Origin of the sequence: Kineococcus mangrovi (assembly GCF_041320705.1) — a bacterium.
GTDB classification, from domain to species: Bacteria; Actinomycetota; Actinomycetes; order Actinomycetales; family Kineococcaceae; genus Kineococcus; species Kineococcus mangrovi.
This window is the reverse complement of the sequence record NZ_JBGGTQ010000012.1, coordinates 36264-54379: the sequence shown is the minus strand read 5'-3', so window position 1 is coordinate 54379 and position 18116 is coordinate 36264. Positions and strand designations below refer to the sequence as shown.

General features: G+C 75.2%; 15 protein-coding genes. 10 read left to right on the top strand and 5 right to left on the bottom strand.

Going from position 1 to position 18116, the window contains the following annotated elements:
* The first annotated feature begins 77 nt into the window (after nucleotides 1-77).
* On the top strand, nucleotides 78-1025 hold the full coding sequence (locus AB2L28_RS19975) for a C-terminal binding protein (RefSeq protein ID WP_370720753.1): 948 nt from the start codon (nucleotides 78-80) through the stop codon (nucleotides 1023-1025).
* Nucleotides 1026-1050: 25 nt separating this feature from the next.
* Here the strand turns inward: AB2L28_RS19975 and AB2L28_RS19970 are convergent, their stop codons facing one another.
* Nucleotides 1051-1962 carry an ROK family protein gene (locus tag AB2L28_RS19970; RefSeq protein WP_370720752.1) on the bottom strand — a complete coding sequence of 304 codons (912 nt, stop codon included), beginning with the start codon at nucleotides 1960-1962 and terminating at the stop codon, nucleotides 1051-1053.
* A 90-nt stretch (nucleotides 1963-2052) separates the two neighbouring features.
* Between AB2L28_RS19970 and AB2L28_RS19965 the strand changes: the two genes are divergently transcribed.
* A complete protein-coding gene (locus AB2L28_RS19965; RefSeq protein WP_370720751.1) occupies nucleotides 2053-4296 on the top strand; it encodes a diguanylate cyclase domain-containing protein in 2244 nt (747 codons plus the stop codon).
* Here the strand turns inward: AB2L28_RS19965 and AB2L28_RS19960 are convergent.
* A complete protein-coding gene (locus AB2L28_RS19960; protein WP_370720750.1) occupies nucleotides 4286-4876 on the bottom strand; it encodes a TetR/AcrR family transcriptional regulator in 591 nt (196 codons plus the stop codon). The two genes, AB2L28_RS19965 and AB2L28_RS19960, sit on opposite strands and share 11 nt — an antisense overlap.
* A gap of 162 nt (nucleotides 4877-5038) precedes the next feature.
* Between AB2L28_RS19960 and AB2L28_RS19955 the strand changes: the two genes are divergently transcribed.
* The 4 genes from AB2L28_RS19955 to AB2L28_RS19940 all read left to right on the top strand — a co-directional run bounded on the left by AB2L28_RS19955 (nucleotide 5039) and on the right by AB2L28_RS19940 (nucleotide 10765).
* Nucleotides 5039-6043 (top strand): NADP-dependent oxidoreductase, encoded by a 1005-nt coding sequence (locus AB2L28_RS19955; protein ID WP_370720749.1) that lies wholly within the window; start codon nucleotides 5039-5041, stop codon nucleotides 6041-6043.
* Nucleotides 6044-6230: 187 nt separating this feature from the next.
* Nucleotides 6231-7955 (top strand): SpoIIE family protein phosphatase, encoded by a 1725-nt coding sequence (locus AB2L28_RS19950; protein WP_370720748.1) that lies wholly within the window; start codon nucleotides 6231-6233, stop codon nucleotides 7953-7955.
* 51 nt (nucleotides 7956-8006) lie between these two features.
* Nucleotides 8007-9785, top strand: coding sequence for a putative bifunctional diguanylate cyclase/phosphodiesterase (locus AB2L28_RS19945; RefSeq protein ID WP_370720747.1), 1779 nt, complete (start codon nucleotides 8007-8009; stop codon nucleotides 9783-9785).
* A gap of 104 nt (nucleotides 9786-9889) precedes the next feature.
* On the top strand, nucleotides 9890-10765 hold the full coding sequence (locus AB2L28_RS19940; protein ID WP_370720746.1) for a transposase: 876 nt from the start codon (nucleotides 9890-9892) through the stop codon (nucleotides 10763-10765).
* 48 nt (nucleotides 10766-10813) lie between these two features.
* On the opposite strand, the gene AB2L28_RS19935 is transcribed toward AB2L28_RS19940, so the two are convergent.
* The 3 genes from AB2L28_RS19935 to AB2L28_RS19925 all read right to left on the bottom strand — a co-directional run bounded on the left by AB2L28_RS19935 (nucleotide 10814) and on the right by AB2L28_RS19925 (nucleotide 13021).
* On the bottom strand, nucleotides 10814-11854 hold the full coding sequence (locus AB2L28_RS19935; RefSeq protein WP_370720745.1) for a glutathione S-transferase family protein: 1041 nt from the start codon (nucleotides 11852-11854) through the stop codon (nucleotides 10814-10816).
* A 98-nt stretch (nucleotides 11855-11952) separates the two neighbouring features.
* A complete protein-coding gene (locus AB2L28_RS19930; RefSeq protein WP_370720744.1) occupies nucleotides 11953-12246 on the bottom strand; it encodes a hypothetical protein in 294 nt (97 codons plus the stop codon).
* A 136-nt stretch (nucleotides 12247-12382) separates the two neighbouring features.
* Nucleotides 12383-13021, bottom strand: coding sequence for a TetR/AcrR family transcriptional regulator (locus AB2L28_RS19925; RefSeq protein WP_370720743.1), 639 nt, complete (start codon nucleotides 13019-13021; stop codon nucleotides 12383-12385).
* Between the two features lie 77 nt (nucleotides 13022-13098).
* Here AB2L28_RS19925 and AB2L28_RS19920 point away from each other — a divergent pair, with 77 nt between their 5' ends.
* The 4 genes from AB2L28_RS19920 (at nucleotide 13099) to AB2L28_RS19905 (ending at nucleotide 18045) form a co-directional block, all read left to right on the top strand.
* Nucleotides 13099-14577, top strand: coding sequence for a flavin-containing monooxygenase (locus AB2L28_RS19920; protein ID WP_370720742.1), 1479 nt, complete (start codon nucleotides 13099-13101; stop codon nucleotides 14575-14577).
* Nucleotides 14574-15428: an alpha/beta fold hydrolase gene (locus AB2L28_RS19915; protein ID WP_370720741.1), complete on the top strand. Its 855-nt coding sequence runs from the start codon at nucleotides 14574-14576 to the stop codon at nucleotides 15426-15428. The genes AB2L28_RS19920 and AB2L28_RS19915 overlap by 4 nt, the downstream gene beginning before the upstream one ends.
* Nucleotides 15429-15433: 5 nt before the next feature.
* The gene (locus tag AB2L28_RS19910) at nucleotides 15434-16483 is read left to right on the top strand and encodes a zinc-binding dehydrogenase (RefSeq protein WP_370720795.1); all 1050 of its coding nucleotides are present in this window, start codon (nucleotides 15434-15436) and stop codon (nucleotides 16481-16483) included.
* A 131-nt stretch (nucleotides 16484-16614) separates the two neighbouring features.
* Nucleotides 16615-18045: a heparan-alpha-glucosaminide N-acetyltransferase domain-containing protein gene (locus AB2L28_RS19905; RefSeq protein WP_370720740.1), complete on the top strand. Its 1431-nt coding sequence runs from the start codon at nucleotides 16615-16617 to the stop codon at nucleotides 18043-18045.
* Nucleotides 18046-18116 lie beyond the last annotated feature (71 nt).

The following is an 18116-nucleotide window of genomic DNA, read 5'->3' as shown; positions in this document are numbered from 1 at the left end:
AGGAACAACCCCCCGGTCCCCGGGCAGTCCCGCCTGCACCGGAGGTCGTGGTCCGGTCCGAGGGGGGGAGAGTCGGCGTGAAGCGCGTGGTGGTCACCGACCAGGCCTTCGGCGGGGTGGACCGGGAACGTGCGACGGTCACCGGGCTCGGGGCCGATTTCGCCGAGCACGACTGCAGGGACGAGCAGCAGACCCTGGCGGCCGTGCGAGGTGCCGACGTGGCGCTGGTGAACCTCGCCCCCGTCACGGGCCGGGTCCTGGCCGTCATGGCCCCGGGAGCCACGGTCGTGCGGTACGGGATCGGCTACGACAACGTCGACGTCGAGGCCGCCCGGCACCTGGGGGTGGCCGTCGCCAACGTGCCGGACTACGGCGGCGACACCGTCGCCGACCACGCCGTCGCCTCCCTGCTGTGCCTGCTGCGGCGCCTGCCGGCGTTCGACCGCACCGTCCGCGACCGGGGCTGGTGTCGCGCCACCGAGATCGGGCCCCTCCAGCGGTTCGCCGACACGACCGTCGGCCTGATCGGCATCGGCGGCGTGGGCCGGGTCGTGGCCGCCCGGTTGAGCGCGCTCGGCCTGCAGGTCCTCGCCCACGACCCCTACGCCGGGGACCCGGATGGGGACGGCCCGCAGCTGGTGGCGCTGCCCGAGCTGCTCGCACGCGCCGACGCCATCTCGCTGCACTGCCCCTCGACGCCGGCCACCGAGAGGCTGATCGGGCCGGACGCCTTCGCCGTGATGCGCCCGGGGACGGTGCTGGTGAACACCTCGCGCGGCGCGCTGGTGGACACGGGGGCACTGGTGGACGCCATCGCGTCCGGCACGATCGCCGCGGCCGCGCTCGACGTCTTCGACACCGAACCCCTGCCCCCGGACAGCGTCCTGCGCGACCGTCCGGAGATCCTCCTGACACCTCACGCGGCCTTCTACTCGCTGGGCTCCCTCGCCGCGCTGCAGCGTCTGGCGGCCGACGAGGTGGCTCGAGCCCTGCAGGGCCGACCGCTGCGGTGCCGGGTGGCGTGACCCGGCCGCCGCTCCCGGGCTGGCCTCAGCCGAGCTGGAAGTCCGGCGTCACCCCGGCCCGCTCGAACCCCAGCAGGGCGGCCCCGACGCGCCCGGCCTGGGCCCCCCAGCGGGCCGTCCGCAGCGGGGGCGGCGACCGCCAGGTCAGCAGGGAGGCCAGCTCGGCGCCCAGGGGGTCCAGCAGGACCGCGCCCGCGCCGGACACCCCGCCGCCGAGGACGATCTCGGCCGGGTCCAGCAGCATCGTCAGCCCCTGCAGACCCAGCGCCAGGGCGCGCACCGCGTCCGCCCAGACCTCGTCGGCGCGCGGGTCCCAGCCGAGGAGGGCCACCACCTCCGCGGTCGAGGCCGCCTCACCACCGCGCGCGCGGAAGCGCCGCACGACCGCCCCGCCGGCCGCGTACGCCTCGACGCACCCGTGCTGCCCGCACGGGCAGACCTCCCCGCCGGGGTGGACGACGACGTGCCCGAACTCCCCCGCCGCCCCCGAGACGCCGCTGACGGCGGTCCCCTCCACGACGAGGGCGGCCGCGATCCCCGTCCCGATGGGCACGAAGACGAAGCTGCCGTGCGTGCCCGAGGCCAGCTGCTCGGCCCGGCCCGCCGCCCGCGCGTCGTGGCCCACCCCGACGGGCAGGCCCGTCGCGTCCTCCAGCAGCGCCCGCAGGCCGACGTCGCGCCAGCCGAGGTTCGAGGCGTAGACGACGGTGCCGGTCGCCTCGTCGACGATTCCGGGGGTGCCGACGCCGACGGCCACGGGCTCCTCGGCACCGGCCAGCGCCGTCAGGTCGGCGACGAGGGCCAGCAGGTTGTCGGCCGGGCCGCGTCCGTCGAGGCGGGTGGGCCGGTCGCGGCGGGCGAGGGTGCGTCCGCGGTCGTCGACGACGGCCCCCTTCAACCCGGTTCCGCCGACGTCCACGGCCAGCACGACGCTCATGGGGCGACCCTCCCACGCGCCCCGGTCCACGCTGCGCCGTCCGGGTGACGACCTCCCCAGGACCCGGCGCCGGTTGCCGAAGGACACGAGGTGACGAACGGTGCGACGATCCACGAGGTCCTGCGCGAGCGGGCCGTCCACAGCGTCTTCCAGCCGATCGTGGACCTCGACACCGGTGCCGTCGTCGCCTACGAGGCGCTCGCGCGCGGCCCGGTCGGCCCGCTGCAGCGCCCCGACCAGCTGTTCGCCGCGGCCCGCGCCGAGGACGTGCTGTCCGAGCTCGACCACGCCTGCCGCGCCGCCGCCCTGCGCGGCGCGCTGGAGCACGGCGTGGTCGCACCGCTGACGCTCTTCGTCAACGTCGAACCGGAGATCCTCGACGCGGCGCCGCTGACCGAGCTCATGGCCCTGGCCGACGGCGCCCCGACCGGGCTGCGCGTCGTCGTGGAGATCACCGAGCGCGCCCTCGCGGCCCGGCCCGCCGAGCTGCTGCGGACCGTGACCCGCGTGCGCGAGCTCGGCTGGGCCATCGCCCTGGACGACGTCGGCGCGGACGCGATGTCCCTGGCGTTCATGCCGCTGCTGCGCCCGGACGTCGTCAAGCTCGACCTGCGCCTGGTGCAGGACCGGCCCGGCCCGGCCGTCGCGCAGATCATGAACGCCGTCAACGCGTACGCGCAGGAGTCCGGGGCGCTGGTCCTGGCCGAGGGCATCGAGGACGAGCGGCACCTGCTGACCGCCCGGGCGCTGGGCGCCCAGCTGGGTCAGGGCTGGTTGTTCGGCCGGCCCGCGGCTCCGCCGTCGCCGGCGCCCGCCGTCGCCGAGCTCGTCCTGCCGGCGCCGGTGGCGGTCGCGGGCACCGAACCGTCCTCGCCGTTCGCGCTGCTGCCCGCCGGGACCCCGCTGCGCCGCGCCCCCAAGGCGCTGCTCATCGAGCTCAGCAAGCAGCTCGAGCGCGAGGCGATGCGCCTGGGCGAGACGTGCGTCGTCGCCTCGACGTTCCAGTACGCCCGGCACTTCACCCCGGCCACCCGCAGCCGGTACCGCGACCTCGCCGACCGCGTGGGTTTCGTCTGCGCTCTCGGTGAGGACCTGCCGGAGACGCCCCTGCCCGGTGTCCGCGGGGCCTCCCTGAGCCCGCAGGACCCGGTGCGCGGGGAGTGGGACGTCGTCGTGCTGGCCCCGCACTTCGCCGCGGCCCTGCTGGCCCGCGACCTCGGCGACGACGCTCCCGAGCGGGAGCGGACGTTCGAGTACGCGCTGACCTACGAGCGCGCCACCGTGGCGGCGGCCGCGCAGTCGCTGCTGTCCCGGGTCGCCCCGCGCACCGCCGCCGCGACGGAGGTCCCCGCCGCGGCCCCGCGCGACGCGGTCCCCCCGCGCACCGCCGCGCGCCCCACCGGGGCCGTCGCCGCGGGCACCGCGGAGGCGTTGCTGCAGCGCGCCCTCGGCGCGACGAGCAGCGGCATCTCGATCGCCGACATGCTGCGCCCGGACCACCCGCTGGTCTACGTGAACTCCGCGTTCGAGGAACTGTCCGGGTTCCGGTCCGAGGACGTCCTGGGCCGCAACTGCCGTCTGCTGCAGGGGCCGGACACCGACCGGGGCACGCTGAACGAGATCCGGTCGGCCCTGCAGTCCGGCCAGGAGTGGCGCGGGGTGCTGCTGAACCACCGCGGCCCGCAGCGCGAACCGTGGTGGAACGAGGTCTACCTCGCACCCGTGGCCGACGCGACCGGCCGCGTCGTGCAGTACATCGGCGTCCAGAACGACGTGACCGCCCGCGTCCGGGCCCAGCAGGAGCTGGAGGTCGAACGCGAGCGGTCCCGCGAGCACCTGCGGCGCATCGAGGAGTTCGCCTACACCGACCCGCTGACCGGGCTGGCGAACCGGCGGCGCGTCGAACCCCTCGTCGAGGAGGCGCTGCGCCGCACCGACGCGCGCACCGCGCTGCTGTTCTGCGACCTCGACGACTTCAAGGTCGTCAACGACGAACTCGGCCACGCGGCCGGGGACGACCTGCTGGTGGAGGTGGCGCGGCGGCTGCGCGAGGCCACCCCGGCCGGGGCGGTCCTGGCGCGCCTGGGTGGCGACGAGTTCATCGTCGCGCTCACCGGCCTGGCCCCCGACGACGCCGAGGACGTCGCCGCCCGCGCGGTGGCCGGCGTGGCCGCCCGCGTCGCCGATCCCGTGGACCTGCACGGGGTCCAGCTGTCCCTGGGCATCAGCACCGGTGTCGCGGTGTCCGGCCGGCACGGCACGACGTTCGAGGACCTGCTGCGGAACGCCGACCACGCGATGTACCGGGTCAAGCGCGGGCGGGTCACCGTCTGAGGACCCCGCCCTCCCGCGTCACGACGTCGAGCACCGCGTCCAGCGTCGCGACCGCCTCGGCCGGGTCGATCCGCGCGAGCACGAACGCGCTGACGACGGCCGACGTGCACAGCGTCGCCACCTGCTCCGGCGCCGCGACCCCCGCCGCGAGCGCCCCCCGCCGGAAGGCGGCGTGCAGCTCGGCGCGGTAGTCGTGCACGACCTGGGCCACCGCCTCGTCCCGGCCGACGGGGGCGGTGGCGGAGTTCACCAGGAGGCAACCGGTCTGCAGCGCGGCGGGCCGGCCGTCGGCGAGGGCGGCGCGCAGCCCGCCGAGGTACGTCGTCACGAGGGCCTCGGGGGCGACGTCGGGCCCCTGGAGGGGACGCAGCCGCGGGCGGACGACGTCCTCGAGGTAGCTGTCGACGGCCGCGTCGAACACCCCCCGCTTGCTGCCGAAGGCGTGGTAGAGGCTCGACCGCTTGATCCCGGTGACCTCCTCGAGGTCGGGCACGGAGACGTCCTCGTACCCGCGCTGCCAGAAGAGGGTGCGCGCCGCCCGGACGACGGTGGCGGTGTCGAAGGTCTGCGACCGGCCCATGGACGAGAGTATAGTGGAACGGTCATCACACAACGGGCCGTCCGGCGGGGGACCCCGGCCGCAGGGGCCGGGCGTCCGCGCTCAGCGCCCCGCGACCGGCGATCGTCCCGGCCCGTGGCGAAGCACTCCGACGACACCCCGCAGAACCGAGAGGAATCCCCCGTGCCCACCAGCACCCAGGTCCAGCTCGCCTCCCGCCCGACGGGCTGGCCGACCCCGGAGAACTTCCGCACCGCGCAGGTCGACCTGCCCGACCTCGCCGACGGCGAGGTGCGCGTGCAGAACGAGTTCGTCTCCGTGGACCCGTACATGCGTGGCCGCATGAACGACGCCAAGAGCTACGTCCCGCCGTACGCGCTGGGCGAGACCATGACCGGCGGCGCCGTCGGCCGCGTCGTCGCCTCCGGCACCGCCGACCTGCCCGAGGGGACCCTCGTCGTGCACAACCTCGGCTGGCGCGACGTCGCCCAGGGCCCGGCTGCGGAGTTCCGCGCCGTCCCCGAGGTCCCCGGCGCCCCGAACTCGGTGCACCTGGGCATCCTCGGCATGACGGGCCTGACCGCCTACGCCGGTCTCGTCGACGTCGCCCACCTGCAGGAGGGTGACACCGTCTTCGTCTCCGGCGCAGCCGGTGCCGTCGGCACCGCGGTCGGGCAGATCGCCCGCCTCCTCGGTGCGGGCCGCGTCGTCGGCTCGGCGGGTTCGGCCGAGAAGGTCGAGCTGCTCACGTCGAAGTACGGTTACGACGCGGCCGTGAACTACAAGGACGCCCCGATCCGCGAGCAGCTCCCGACCGTCGTCCCGGGCGGTGTCGACGTGTTCTTCGACAACGTCGGCGGCGACCACCTGGCCGCGGCGATCGACACCTTCAACCCGCACGGCCGCGCCGCGCTGTGCGGGGCGATCTCGGCCTACAACAGCACCGAGCGCGCCGCCGGCCCGGAGAACCTGTTCCAGCTCGTCGCCAAGAAGCTGACGCTGCGCGGGTTCATCGTCGGCGACCACGCCCACCTGGCGGGTGAGTTCCGCGAGCGCGTGACCGGCTGGTTCGCCGAGGGCGAGATCGTCTTCGACGAGACCGTCGTCGACGGGATCGAGAACTCCGTGGAGGCGTTCCTGTCGATGATGCGCGGCGCGAACACCGGCAAGATGGTCGTCCGCGTCTGAAGCGCACCACCGCGCGACGGCGCCGCCCCGTGAGCAGCCGGACTGCTCACGGGGCAGGTCCCGGGCGACGTTCCGGGGGCTCCCGTGAGACGATTCGACCGACCGTGCCCCGCGGGCACCGAGCACTCGGTGTGGTGTGCTCGCGACGCACTGCCAGCAGGAACGCGATCAGGACCGGGAGATCGGGATGGACGGTGCGCGGTCGGTCTGGGAGGACCTGGCGGACTTCGCCGTCCGGTTGAGCGGCGCCGCCACCGTCGAGGACGTCCTGCGCGCCCTCACCGACCACGGGCTGCGGATCCTCGGCTCCGCCGGGTGCGGTCTGGTGACCCGCGCCGAGGACGGCGGCTGGGAACTGGTGCTGGCCACCTCCTTCGGGGACGAGTTGCGCTCCCGGTTCGCCTACGAAGCCCACGACAGCCCCCTGCCGGCCTGCCGAGCCGCGCGCGAGGGACGCACCTTCCTCGTCCCGGACCGGCCCGCGGCCCGCGCCGTCCACCCGCGGATGGCCGACGTCGTCGACGTCACCGGCCGCGCCCGGTGGGCCCTGCTGCCCCTGACCGCGGGGGAGGAGACCTACGGCTCGCTGGCCGTGTCGTGGGAGGCGCCCGCCCCGTTCGGGCCGGACGAGGAGACCCTGCTCGGGGTGTTCGCGGCGCACTGCGCGCCCTCGCTGCACCGGGTGCTGTCCCAGGACCGCCAGGACCGGGCGACCGCGCTGGTCGTGGGCCTCGCCCGGGAGCTGCAGCGCGGGGTGGTGTCCCGCCTGCCCGCCGTGGCCGGTCTCGACCTCGGGGTCAGCTACCGGCCCGTGCGGGCCGGCGCCTCCATCGGCGGCGACTGGTACGACGTCCTGACCCGGGCGCGCGGGGACCTGCTGCTCGCCATCGGTGACGTCGCGGGCCACGACGCGCGGGCCGCGGCCGCCATGACCCGGTTGCGCACCATGCTGCGCGGGCTGGCGTGGGACAGCGACGACGGCCCGGCACGGCTGCTGGACCGGCTGGACGCCGTGGCCACGGCGCTGGAGCCCGGCACCCTGGCCACCGCCGTGCTCGCGACCGCGCGCGTCGAGGCGGACGGGGCGCTGGAGGTGCGGTGGGCCAACGCCGGTCACCCGCCCCCGCTCGTGCGCCACCCCGGGGGCCGCCTCGAGGTGCTGCGCGACGGCGCCGGGGACGACCTCCTGCTCGGGGTGGACGCCTCCCAGGCACGCACCGAGCACCGCCGCGTGCTGCCGCCCGGCAGCCTGCTCGCCCTCGTGACCGACGGGGTGGTCGAGGACCGCGAGAGGGACCTGGAGCAGGCGCTGGTCACCTTCGGGCGCGCGCTCGAGGACCCCCACCGCACCGGCGTGCAGGACCTCTGCGACCGGCTGGCCGAGGTGCGTGCGGAGCCCGGCCGCGGGGACGTCCTCGACGACGACCGCACGATCCTGCTGGTCGGCGTCGGTCACCGCACCACCGCGGCCGGGGCCGCCCACCCGCCCCTCCCCGCCCGGGCCGAGGCGGTGGCCAGCTCGCGCGTCGTCCTGCTCCCCTGCGCCCCGGAGTCCTCGGGGGCCGCCCGCCGCGCCGTGCGCCGTCTCGCCCTGGACGACGGCTGGGACGAGGACACCGTGGAGGTCGCCGCGCTGCTCGTCAGCGAACTGGTCACCAACGCGGTCCTGCACGGGCGCAGCGACGTCGGGCTGCAGGTCGCGAGCTCGGCCGACCGGCTCCTCGTGGAGGTCTCCGACGACAACGACCGGGTGCCCGAGGTGCTGCCGGCCGACCCCGACGCCCTCTCGGGCCGGGGCCTGCAGCTCGTCGACCTCGCCGCCTCCGCCTGGGGGTGCCGCCCGGGCGAGGGGCCGGAGGGGACGGGGAAGGTCGTGTGGTTCACGCTGGACCGTGCGGCCCCGCGCCCCTGACCGATGGCTGCAGACGGTCAAGCACCGGGGCGCGCACGCCGATGGTCTGGCGTGGACGTGCTCTCCCGCGGGGTTCCCGAGGTGGCGACACCACGGCTCATGGCGTACACCACGGGGGCGTTCTACGTCGCCGGCGGGACGGCGGGGATCCTCACGACGACGGGTGCCTGGGCGGACCCGGACCCGCGCACGGTGGGCCTGCTCGCCGTGGCCGGTCTCGCCGTGGTGCTCGGCGCCGCCCTGCTGCGGTGGGGCAGGGCCCTGCCGCGCGAGGCGTTCCACCTGGTCGTCGGCCAGGGGACGTGCTTCGTGGCGGCCGCCACCCTCCTGAGCCGCGACGACGTGACCGCTCTGGGCGTGGCCTGCGTCTTCGTCTTCTGCGCCGTGGACAACCTCTACTTCTTCGCGCGCCGGGCCGCCCTGGTGCACACCGGGCTGCTGCTCGCCGCGGTCGCGGGCAGCCTGCTGTGGCGGCAGGTCGACCCCGGCGTGGTGGGGGCCGTCATGACGGTCCAGGTCGCGGTCGTCGTCGTCATCGGCCGGCTCGTCCAGCGCGCCGCCCACGGCTCGCGCGACGGCCTCACCGACCTGCTGAACCGCCGCGGTTTCGACGAACGGCTCGAGGAGAGCGTCGGCACCGCGCGCCGGACGGGGGCGCCGCTGTCGGTCGTCCTCGTCGACGTCGACCACTTCAAGCAGGTCAACGACCTCGGCGGCCACGCGGCCGGTGACGAGCTGCTGGTCGCCCTCGCCGAGCGGCTGTCCCGGCGCCTGCACGCCCTGGCCCCGACCGCCGGGTTCGCCCGGCACGGCGGTGACGAGTTCGCCGTGGTGCTGCCGGGCACCGACCTCGCCGGGGCGGAGGAGGTCGCGCAGGCGCTGCGCGCCGAGGCCGCCCCTACCGGGCTGTCGGTCGGCGTCGCGCAGCTGCGGGCCGAGGAGGACCCCGGGACGTTGCTGCGGCGCTCCGACACCGCGCTGTACGAGGCGAAGGCCGCCGGCCGGGGGCGGGTCGCCGTCGCCGGCGGGGCGGACGAGGGCCTGCTGGACGACCTGCGCACGGCGCTGGCCGAGGACGGCCTCGACGTCGTCCTGCAACCGGTCGTGGTCCCCGGCGCGGGCCCGGACGCGACGCGCCTGGTGGGCGTGGAGGCCCTGGCCCGCTGGACGCACCCCGTCCACGGTCCGGTCTCCCCCGCCGTGTTCGTCCCGCTGGCCGAGGCCAACGACCTCATCACCGACCTGGACCGGGCCGTCACCCGCCGGGCGTGCGCGGACGCGGTCGTGCTGCGGGAGGCGACCGGGCAGGACTTCTTCCTCACCACCAACGCCTCCGGGCGCCACCTCGTCGACCCCGACTTCGTGCAGGACCTGCTGGGCACCGCCACCGCCACGGGCTGGCCGTTGTCCGCGCTCGTCGTGGAGGTCACCGAGAGCACCGTGGAATCGGCCTCGGACGCGACGCGCGACACCCTGGAGGAGCTGCGGGCCGTCGGCGTGCGGGTCGCGATCGACGACTTCGGGACGGGCTACTCCGCGCTCAGCCAGCTCGACACGATGCCGGCCGACTTCCTCAAGCTCGACGCCCACTTCACCGCGCAGCTCACCGTCAGCGACCGTCGGCGCGCGCTGCTGGCGGGCCTGCTGCGGATGTCCGGCGACCTCGGCCTCGTCGTCATCGCCGAGGGCGTCGAGACCGGTGAGCAGGAACGCGAACTCGTCGCGCTGGGGTGCCCGCTGGCCCAGGGGTACTGGTACCAGCGCCCGCAGCCGGTCGCCGCCCTGGTGCGGGCCCTGACCCCCGGCGACCCGGTGGTCCTGGGGACCTGAGGGGCGTTATGCGGGTTGAGGTGCCCAGGTCTTGACGCCCGTGGGGCCTCTGCGGCAGGCAAGTGGTTCTCGAAGCCCCTCCTCCCACCGCAGAGGCACCCACGATGCTGCCCACCGAAGACCTCCTCGTCCACACCTACGTCCTCATCGACGACGCCCTCATCACCGGCGCCGTGCACATCCCGGCCCGCCCCGGACCGCCCCCGACCTGCAGCGATGCTGAGATCCTCACCATCTCCGTGGTCCGGCACCTGCTGCACCGGCGCAGCGAGGCCGCCTTCCGCGCCGAGCTGATCCACGACCACCCCGGCCTGTTCCCCCACCTGCCGGGGCAGTCGCAGCTGAACCGGCGCACCCGCTGGCTGTGGGGGGCTTTCGAGCAGCTGCGCGCCCTGCTGGCCGCGACCTTGCCCACCGATGACGCCGCCTGCCATCGAGACCAGGTCGACACCAGCGCCTTGCCGGTCAAGCACCCCTCCCGGGTCCGCGGCCCCGACAGCTGGGTCGGGCCAGCGGGCTTGTGCGCCCGGTTCGGGCGTGATGGGGCCCACGGGGAGTGGTTCTACGGTTTCCGGTTAGCGGTGCTGACCGATCTGGGCTCACGCCTGGTGCGGGCTTGGAGCATCGTGCCGGCGGCCGTCAACGAACGTCAGGTCGCCCTCGACCTGCTCGCTGACGGGCCGGCTCGGCGGTATCTGCTGTGCGATAAGGGGTTTGCGGGTCGAGCGTTCGCTGCTGATCTGGCTTCGGTGGGCACCGTGGTGATCGTCCCGCCGGGCAAGACTGCCCGCCGGTCGATGCCGTCGGGTCTGTTGAAGGTCATCGCGCAGTGGCGTAACCGGGTGGAGACGACCTTCGGGGAGATCACGCAGGTGATGGACTTGGCCCGTCACGGGGCGCACACCTTCTGGGGGCTGTTGGCCCGGACTGCGGCCACGATCGCAGCGCACACGCTGCTGCGGGTTCAGCTCACCACGTGAGCTGAACCCGCATAACGCGCCTGAGGGGCGCGGCGCCCCGCCCCCGGGTCAGGCCGCCCGCGGCGCGTGGTCGGCGGGCACCACCTCGGCGGGGACCGGCGGGGGCGGCGGGGTCCCGTCGCCGAACGGCCGGCCGCCGAGCTCCTCGCGCCCGTGCGGTTCCAGCCAGCCGGACAGGTCCGGGCCGGCGGGCACGATGCCGGTGGGGTTGATGTCGCGGTGCACGACGTAGTAGTGCGCCTTGATGTGCTCGACGTCGATCGTGTCCCCGAACCCCGGGGTTTGGTACAGGTCGCGGAAGTAGGCCGACAGCACCGGCATCTCCGCCAGCTCCTGGCGGTTGCACTTGAAGTGCCCGTGGTAGACGGGGTCGAACCGCGCCAGGGTGGTGAACAACCGGACGTCGGCCTCGGTGATGGTGTCCCCCACCAGGTAGCGCTGGGTGGACAACCGCTCCGACAGCGCGTCGAGGCGGCCGAACAACCGGTCGAACGCCTTCTCGTACGCGTCCTGCGTCCCGGCGAAACCCGCGCGGTAGACGCCGTTGTTGACGTCCCGGAACACGTCGCGGTTCACCGCGTCGATCTCCTCGCGCAGGTGCTCGGGGTACAGCTGCGGAGCCCCCTCGCGGTGGAACGCCGTCCACTCCAGCGACAGGTCGATCGTCATCTGCGCGAAGTCGTTGGTGACGACCCGACCCGTCGGGACGTCGACGATCGCGGGGACGGTGATGCCGCGGTCGTAGTCGGGGACGCGAGCGAAGAAGGCCTCCTGCAACCGCTCGATGCCGAGCACCGGGTCCCGGCCGTCGGGGTCGAGGTCGAACGTCCAGGACCGCTCGTCGTGGGTCGGACCGCAGATCCCCATCGACAGCGCGTCCTCGAGGCCGAGCAGGCGGCGCACGACGATCGCCCGGTTCGCCCAGGGGCAGGCGCGGCTCACGACCAGGCGGTACCGGCCCGCCTCGACGGGGTAGCCGTCCCGGCCGTCGGCGGTGATGCGGGTCTCCAGGTAGCGCTGGTCCCGGCGGAAGTCCCCCGTCGGGTTGACGTACCCCTTGCCGCCTCCGCTGCCTCCCGTGCTGGACACCCCTGCTCCCCCCCGCGGCCGGACGGGCGCCGACCTGCTGATTTCACACTCAATCAGGCGCGGCGGAGGACCGCACCTCCGCCGGGCGGCCGGGGCCGCTACTCCGTCGCGTCGTCCTCGAGGAGTTCCACCGCCGCGTGGGCGCGGTTGAAGAAGTCCACCGAGACGATCACCGCGGCCTCCTCACCTCCCCGCGTCACCACGAGGGGTTTGCGCAGGACACCGTCGACGACGGCGGTCAGGTCGACGTCGGTCTCGTCGGCGTGGGGGTAGATGGCCGAGGCCGGGTCCTCCTGGGCGTCGCGCCGGAACTCGGCGACGCGCTCGCGGGCCTCGGCGTACTCGGCGGCGATGTCGGCCGCGGTGGCGTCCTCGGTCGTGGGTCCGCTCACCGGCCCACCCCCACGTGCGGGGCGGTCGACGGGACGGTGCCCTCCGGAGCCGGGGGCTCGCAGGACAAGCGGCGTTCGGCGTCCATGGGCCAACGCTAGTCCAGCACGCCGCCCGGTGCACCACCGCGGTGGGGCGTCAGGGGGCGGACCCGCCGTAGATCGTCCGCAACCACACCGTCAGCAGCACCTCGACCGCGTCGTCGGCCGCGATCCCGGGCCGCTGCCCGGCGAAGGCCGAGTGCAGGACGCGCTCGTTCATCCAGTTCAGCGCCACGGCCAGGTCCCGGGCCGGTGGTCCGTCGGGGGCGCTGCCGCGGGCGCGCTCGGCCTCGATCTCGGCGGCGGTCTCGGAGACGAACCGCTCCATGACCCCGTTCCACACCTCGCGCACGGCGGCGCTGGTCGCACCGGCCTCGGCGGCGGCGAGCGTCACGGCCAGGTGCGAGCGGAAGGGTTGCGCGATGGCGCCGATGACCTGGCGCCAGCGGTCCTCGGCACCGGCCGGGGAGGCGTGCACGGCCTCGTCGCGCCGGGTGCGGGCCTCGGCGACGACGCGGTCCAGCAGGGCGAGCAGGACCGCCTCCTTGGACGGGAAGTAGAAGTAGAACGCGGGGCGGGACAGGCCGGCGCCGCGGGCGAGGTCGTCGACGGAGGTGTCGGCGTAGGACCGCTCGCCCAGCAGGCGCTCGGCGGTGTCGAGGATCGCGCGCTCGCGGTCGTCCCCGCGGGGACGGGACGCGCGGCGCCCCCGGGCGGCGGCGGTCGACTCGCTCACCGGGTCGACTGTAGTGCGGGGACGCGTCTCTCGACACCCTGTTGACAGAGTCGACACCGCGTTGAACAGTGGTCGTCGTGGACAGCGACACGACGACCGAGCACCTCGACGTCCTCGTGGTGGGAGCCGGCCTGTCCGGCGTCGGCGCCGCGTGCCAGCTCGTGCGGCGCCGGCCCGGGACGACGTTCGCCGTCCTGGAGGCCCGCGGCGCCACCGGCGGCACGTGGGACCTGTTCCGCTACCCCGGCGTCCGCTCGGACTCGGACATGTTCACCCTGGGCTACTCGTTCCGGCCCTGGCGCGGCGGCGAGGCCATCGCCGACGGCGCCTCGATCCGGCGGTACGTGCGGGACACCGCGCGCGAGTTCGGCGTGGACGAGCGCACCCGGTTCCACCACCGCGTCGTCTCCGCGCGGTTCTCGACCGCGACGGCCCGCTGGACGGTCGTCGTCGAGCGCCCCGCCGCGGGCGGCGGCACCGAACGGGCCACCCTCACCTGCGGGTTCCTCCTGAGCTGCACCGGGTACTACCGCTACGACCGCGGTTTCACCCCCGAGTTCGCCGGGGTCGGGGAGTTCACCGCCGCCGGGGGCCGCGTCGTCCACCCGCAGCACTGGCCCGCCGACCTCGACACGAGCGGGCAGCGGGTCGTCGTCATCGGCAGCGGCGCCACCGCCGTCACCCTCGTCCCGAACCTCGCCCGCGACGCCGCCCACGTGACGATGCTGCAGCGCTCCCCCACCTGGGTGCTGGGCCTGTCCTCCCGCGACCACCTCGCGGACCGGTTGCGCGGGAAGGTCCCCGAGAGGATCGCCTACCCGCTCGTGCGGGCCAAGCACGTCGCCCTGGCCACCGCCAGCTACCAGTTCAGCCGGCGCCGCCCGCGGGCCGCCCGCGCCTGGTTGCGCGGGAAGGTGGCCGAGAAGCTGCCGGCGGACTTCGACGTCGACCGCCACTTCACCCCGCGCTACGACCCGTGGGACCAGCGCGTCTGCTTCGTCCCCGACGGCGACCTGTTCCGCGCGCTGCGCTCGGGGACGGCCTCGGTGGTCACCGACGGGATCGACACGTTCACCCCCCGCGGGATCCGGCTGACGTCCGGCGCGGAACTGGACGCCGACGTCGTCGTCACCGCCACCGGTCTGGACCTGCTGTTCCTCGGCGGGATGGACCTCGCGGTCGACGGGGAGCGGATCGACCCCGCGCAGTCGGTGGTGTACCGGGGGATGATGCTGTCCCGGGTGCCGAACTTCGCCTTCGCCCTCGGGTACACGAACGCGTCGTGGACGCTGAAGGTCGACCTCGTGACCGAGCACGTGTGCCGGTTGCTGGACCTCATGGACCGCCGCGGCCACCGCGTCGTGCGACCGGGCACCCCCACCGACCCCGCCCGCCGCCCGCTCATCGACCTCGACTCCGGGTACGTCCGACGGGCCGCGGGGCGCCTCCCGCAGCAGGGCGCCGCGAGCCCGTGGCGGTTGCGGCAGAACTACCCGGCCGACCGGTGGACGCTGAAGCACCGCCGCGTCGACGACCGCGCCCTGGAGTTCTCGTGACCCTCACCGCACCGCGGACCACCCTGCTGGGCAACGGGATGCGCGTCCGGTACCGCACCCGTGGCGAGGGCGACCCGGTCCTGCTCCTGCACGGGATCGGCTGCAGCCTGGAGGACTTCGACGAGCAGGTGGAACTGCTGTCCGGGCGGTACCGCTGCTGGGCCGTCGACCTCGCCGGGTTCGGCGGCAGCGACCCGATGCCGGTCCCGGCCACCGTCGCGCGGCTGGGCGCCTTCGTCGCGGCCTTCGCCGACGCGGTGGGGATCACCGAACCCGCGCACGTCGTCGGGAACTCCCTCGGCGGGGCCGTCGCCCTGCGGTTCGCGGTCGACCACCCCGGGCGCGTGCGCAGCCTCACCCTCGCCGACCCGGCGGGTTTCGGCCGCGACGTGACCGTGGCGCTGCGCGCGATCACCGTGCCGCTGCTGTCCCGGCGCCTGCTGGAACCCGGCACGGAGGCCTCCCGGCGCACGCTGCGGGCCGTGTTCCACGACGCCGGCCTCGTCACCGCCGAACGGGTCGCGCGGGCCGAGGCGCTGAGCCGGCGCCCGCACGGTGCCCGCGTCATGCGCCAGACCGCCCGCTCGCTCGGGACCCCGCTCGGGGTGCGGCGGCGCTGGCGGCGCGACCTGCTGCGCGCAGCCCGCGCCACCCCCGTCCCCACCCTCGTCGTGTGGGGTGCGCAGGACCGGATCCTGCCCGCCACCCACCTCGACGCCGCCCGCCGGGAACTCCCGCACGCGCGGACCCACCTGTTCCCCGCCACCGGCCACATGCCGCAGATCGAGCGGCCCGCCGAGTTCGCGGAGCTGCTCCAGGAGTTCTGGACCACCGTTGGAGGAAACCCGTGACCACTGTGCCCACGACGATGCGCGCCCAGCGCCTGCACGTCCCGACGAGGACGATGACGGTCGAGGAGGTCCCCGTCCCCCGGCCGGGCCCGGGTGAGGTCCTCATCGACGTCGCCTACTGCGGGATCTGCCACTCCGACCTCGGCCTGCTCGACGGCAGCTTCACCGACCCCCGCGGCCCGGAGACCATCACCCAGGGGCACGAGGCGTCCGGGACGATCGCCGCGCTCGGTGCGGGCGTCACCGGCTGGGCCGTCGGGGACCGCGTCGTCCCGGCCGCCGGGCGCCCCTGCCTGCGGTGCGAACGCTGCCGCCGCGGTGACCTCGTGCACTGCGACGACGTGATGCTCATGGCCTTCGCCTACGACGGCGCGTGGGCGGAGTACACGATCGCCCAGGCCGGCGGGCTGACCCGCGTGCCCGACGGGGTCCCGCTGGACCAGGCCGCCCTGCTCGCCGACGCCGTCTCCACCCCCTTCGGCGCCGTCGTCCACACCGCGGCCGTCCGCCCCGGTGAGGCCGTGGGCGTCTGGGGCGTCGGCGGGGTCGGGACGCACCTCGTGCAGCTGGCCCGGCTCGTCGGCGCGGTGCCGGTCATCGCCGTCGACCTCGACCCCGCGGTGCGCGAGCGCGCCCTCGCCGTCGGCGCCGACCTCGCCCTCGACCCGGCCGACCCCGAGCTGCGCGAGAAGATCACCGCGGCCACCGAGGGGCACCTCCTCGACGTCGCGTTCGACGCCGTCGGGCTGAAGGCCACGTTCGAGCAGGGGCTGGCGATGCTCGCCCCGCGCGGTCGCGTCGTCGGCGTCGGGCTGTCCGGGCAGGAGATCTCGCTCGGCACGTCGCTGGCGTTCAACCTGTCCCGCAAGCAGGCCCTGGGCCACCTCGGGTACGAGAACTCCGACATCGGGACCCTCGCGCGGCTGCTCGCGGCCGGCCGGCTCGACCTGTCCCGGTCCGTCAGCGCCGTCGTGCCGCTGGAGGACGTGCAGGAGGGGATCCGCCAGCTGCACGAACGGGACGGGAACCCGGTGCGGGTGCTCGTGCAGCCCTGACGTCTGCGGGCCAGGGTGGTGCTCGCCCGTCCGCGTGACGGGTCGCCCCCGCCGTGCGACGGGGCCGGACCGGTCGCACACCCCCCGGGCGGCGGACGCGGACGGGGCCCGGAGGTCCGTAACGTCGTGGGGTGCTCGAGAGAACCGACGCTGCGCCGGCCCCCGACGCCGACCCCGCGTCCCGCACCGCCCTCCACCCCCGGGCCCCACGCCTGCACGGCGTCGACCTCGCCCGGGGCCTCGCGGTGCTGGGCATGTTCGCCGCCCACACGGCGATGCCCCCGGACCTCACCCTCGGCGACCCCACCACCTGGGCCGGTGTCGTCAACGGGCGTTCGGCGATCCTGTTCGCCACCCTGGCCGGGGTCTCCCTCGCCCTGGTGAGCGGGCGCACCACCCCGCCGCGGGGTGCGGCGCTGGCGACGGCCCGCCGGCGTGTCCTGGTCCGCGCCGCCTGCCTGCTCGTCCTGGGCGGGCTCGTGCAGTTCCTCGTGACGGACGTCGCGGTGATCCTGGAGTTCTACGGCCTCCTCCTGGCCGCCTCGGTGGTGGTGCTGCACTGGCGGGCGCGGCGGCTGTTCCTGCTGGCCGCCGGCCTGGCCGTGCTCACGCCGCCGGCCCGCGCGGTGCTGGTGGCCCTGCAGTCGGAGGGGTTGCTGGGCAGCGGCGGGGTGCTCGGTCAGCTCACCGTGTCCGGGACCTACCCGGCGCTGGTGTGGTCGGCGTTCGTCGTCGCCGGTCTCGGCGTGGGCCGGCTGGACCTGACCCGTGCCCGCGTCAGGACGGGACTGGCGCTGAGCGGGGTCCTGCTGGCGGTGGCCGGGTACGGTGGGTCCTGGCTCCTCGCCCCGGCGGCGGGGACACCCGGCACCGGCGGGTCCGGGTCGGGACCCTACGAGTCGAGCCTGTACCTCGGTTCCGGGGACGGGTCCACGGAACTCCCCGGGGACCGGGTCGATCCGGACGGCGTGGCGTGCTCGGGCGCTCCGTCGATCGGCTGGTCCTGCTACGGATCGCTTCCCGGTCTCGCACCGGGTGAGGACCCCTCCGTCGTGGCGCCCGAGGACCTGACCCCCGCTGGCCTGACGTCCGGGGACCTGTGGGCCGCCGACTGGGCAGCGGTGCGCGGCGACCTGGACCTGTGGACGTTCACCACCAGTTCCCCGCACACCAGCACGACGTTCGAGGTCGTGGGTTCCGGGGGCGTGGCCCTGACGGTGGTCGCCGCCTGCCTGGGCCTGGTCCGGTCGCTCGGTCGACTGCACTGGATCGTGCGCCCGCTGACGGCCGTGGGGTCGATGCCGCTCACCGCGTACTGCGGGCACCTCGTCGCGCTCGCCGTCCTCGGGGTCGTCGGCGCCGGGGAGGAGTTCGCCCCCTCCGGGTGGCCCGGCAGCGGGACCGGGGTGTCGACCGGGGTGTCGTGGACGGAGTGGTACGTGTTCGCCGCGGTCGCGCTGGTGCTGTGCACCGTCTGGGCGCGGGTGCTGGGGCGGGGACCGCTGGAACGTCTCGTGGCGCGGGTGGTCCGGCGGGCCGTACCGGGGCCGCCGGTCGCCTGAGCGGCCTCGAAACCCGCTGGACGCCGAGGCGGGGCGGGGCGGGGACCGCACTTCCACTCGTGCTGCCTGGC

Coding starts and splice junctions, on each gene's coding strand:
- AB2L28_RS19950 (WP_370720748.1), top strand. CDS start 6,231: ATGGACGGTGCGCGGTCGGTCTGGGAGGACCTGGCGGACTTCGCCGTC.
- AB2L28_RS19940 (WP_370720746.1), top strand. CDS start 9,890: ATGCTGCCCACCGAAGACCTCCTCGTCCACACCTACGTCCTCATCGAC.
- AB2L28_RS19970 (WP_370720752.1), bottom strand. CDS start 1,962: ATGAGCGTCGTGCTGGCCGTGGACGTCGGCGGAACCGGGTTGAAGGGG.
- AB2L28_RS19960 (WP_370720750.1), bottom strand. CDS start 4,876: ATGGGCCGGTCGCAGACCTTCGACACCGCCACCGTCGTCCGGGCGGCG.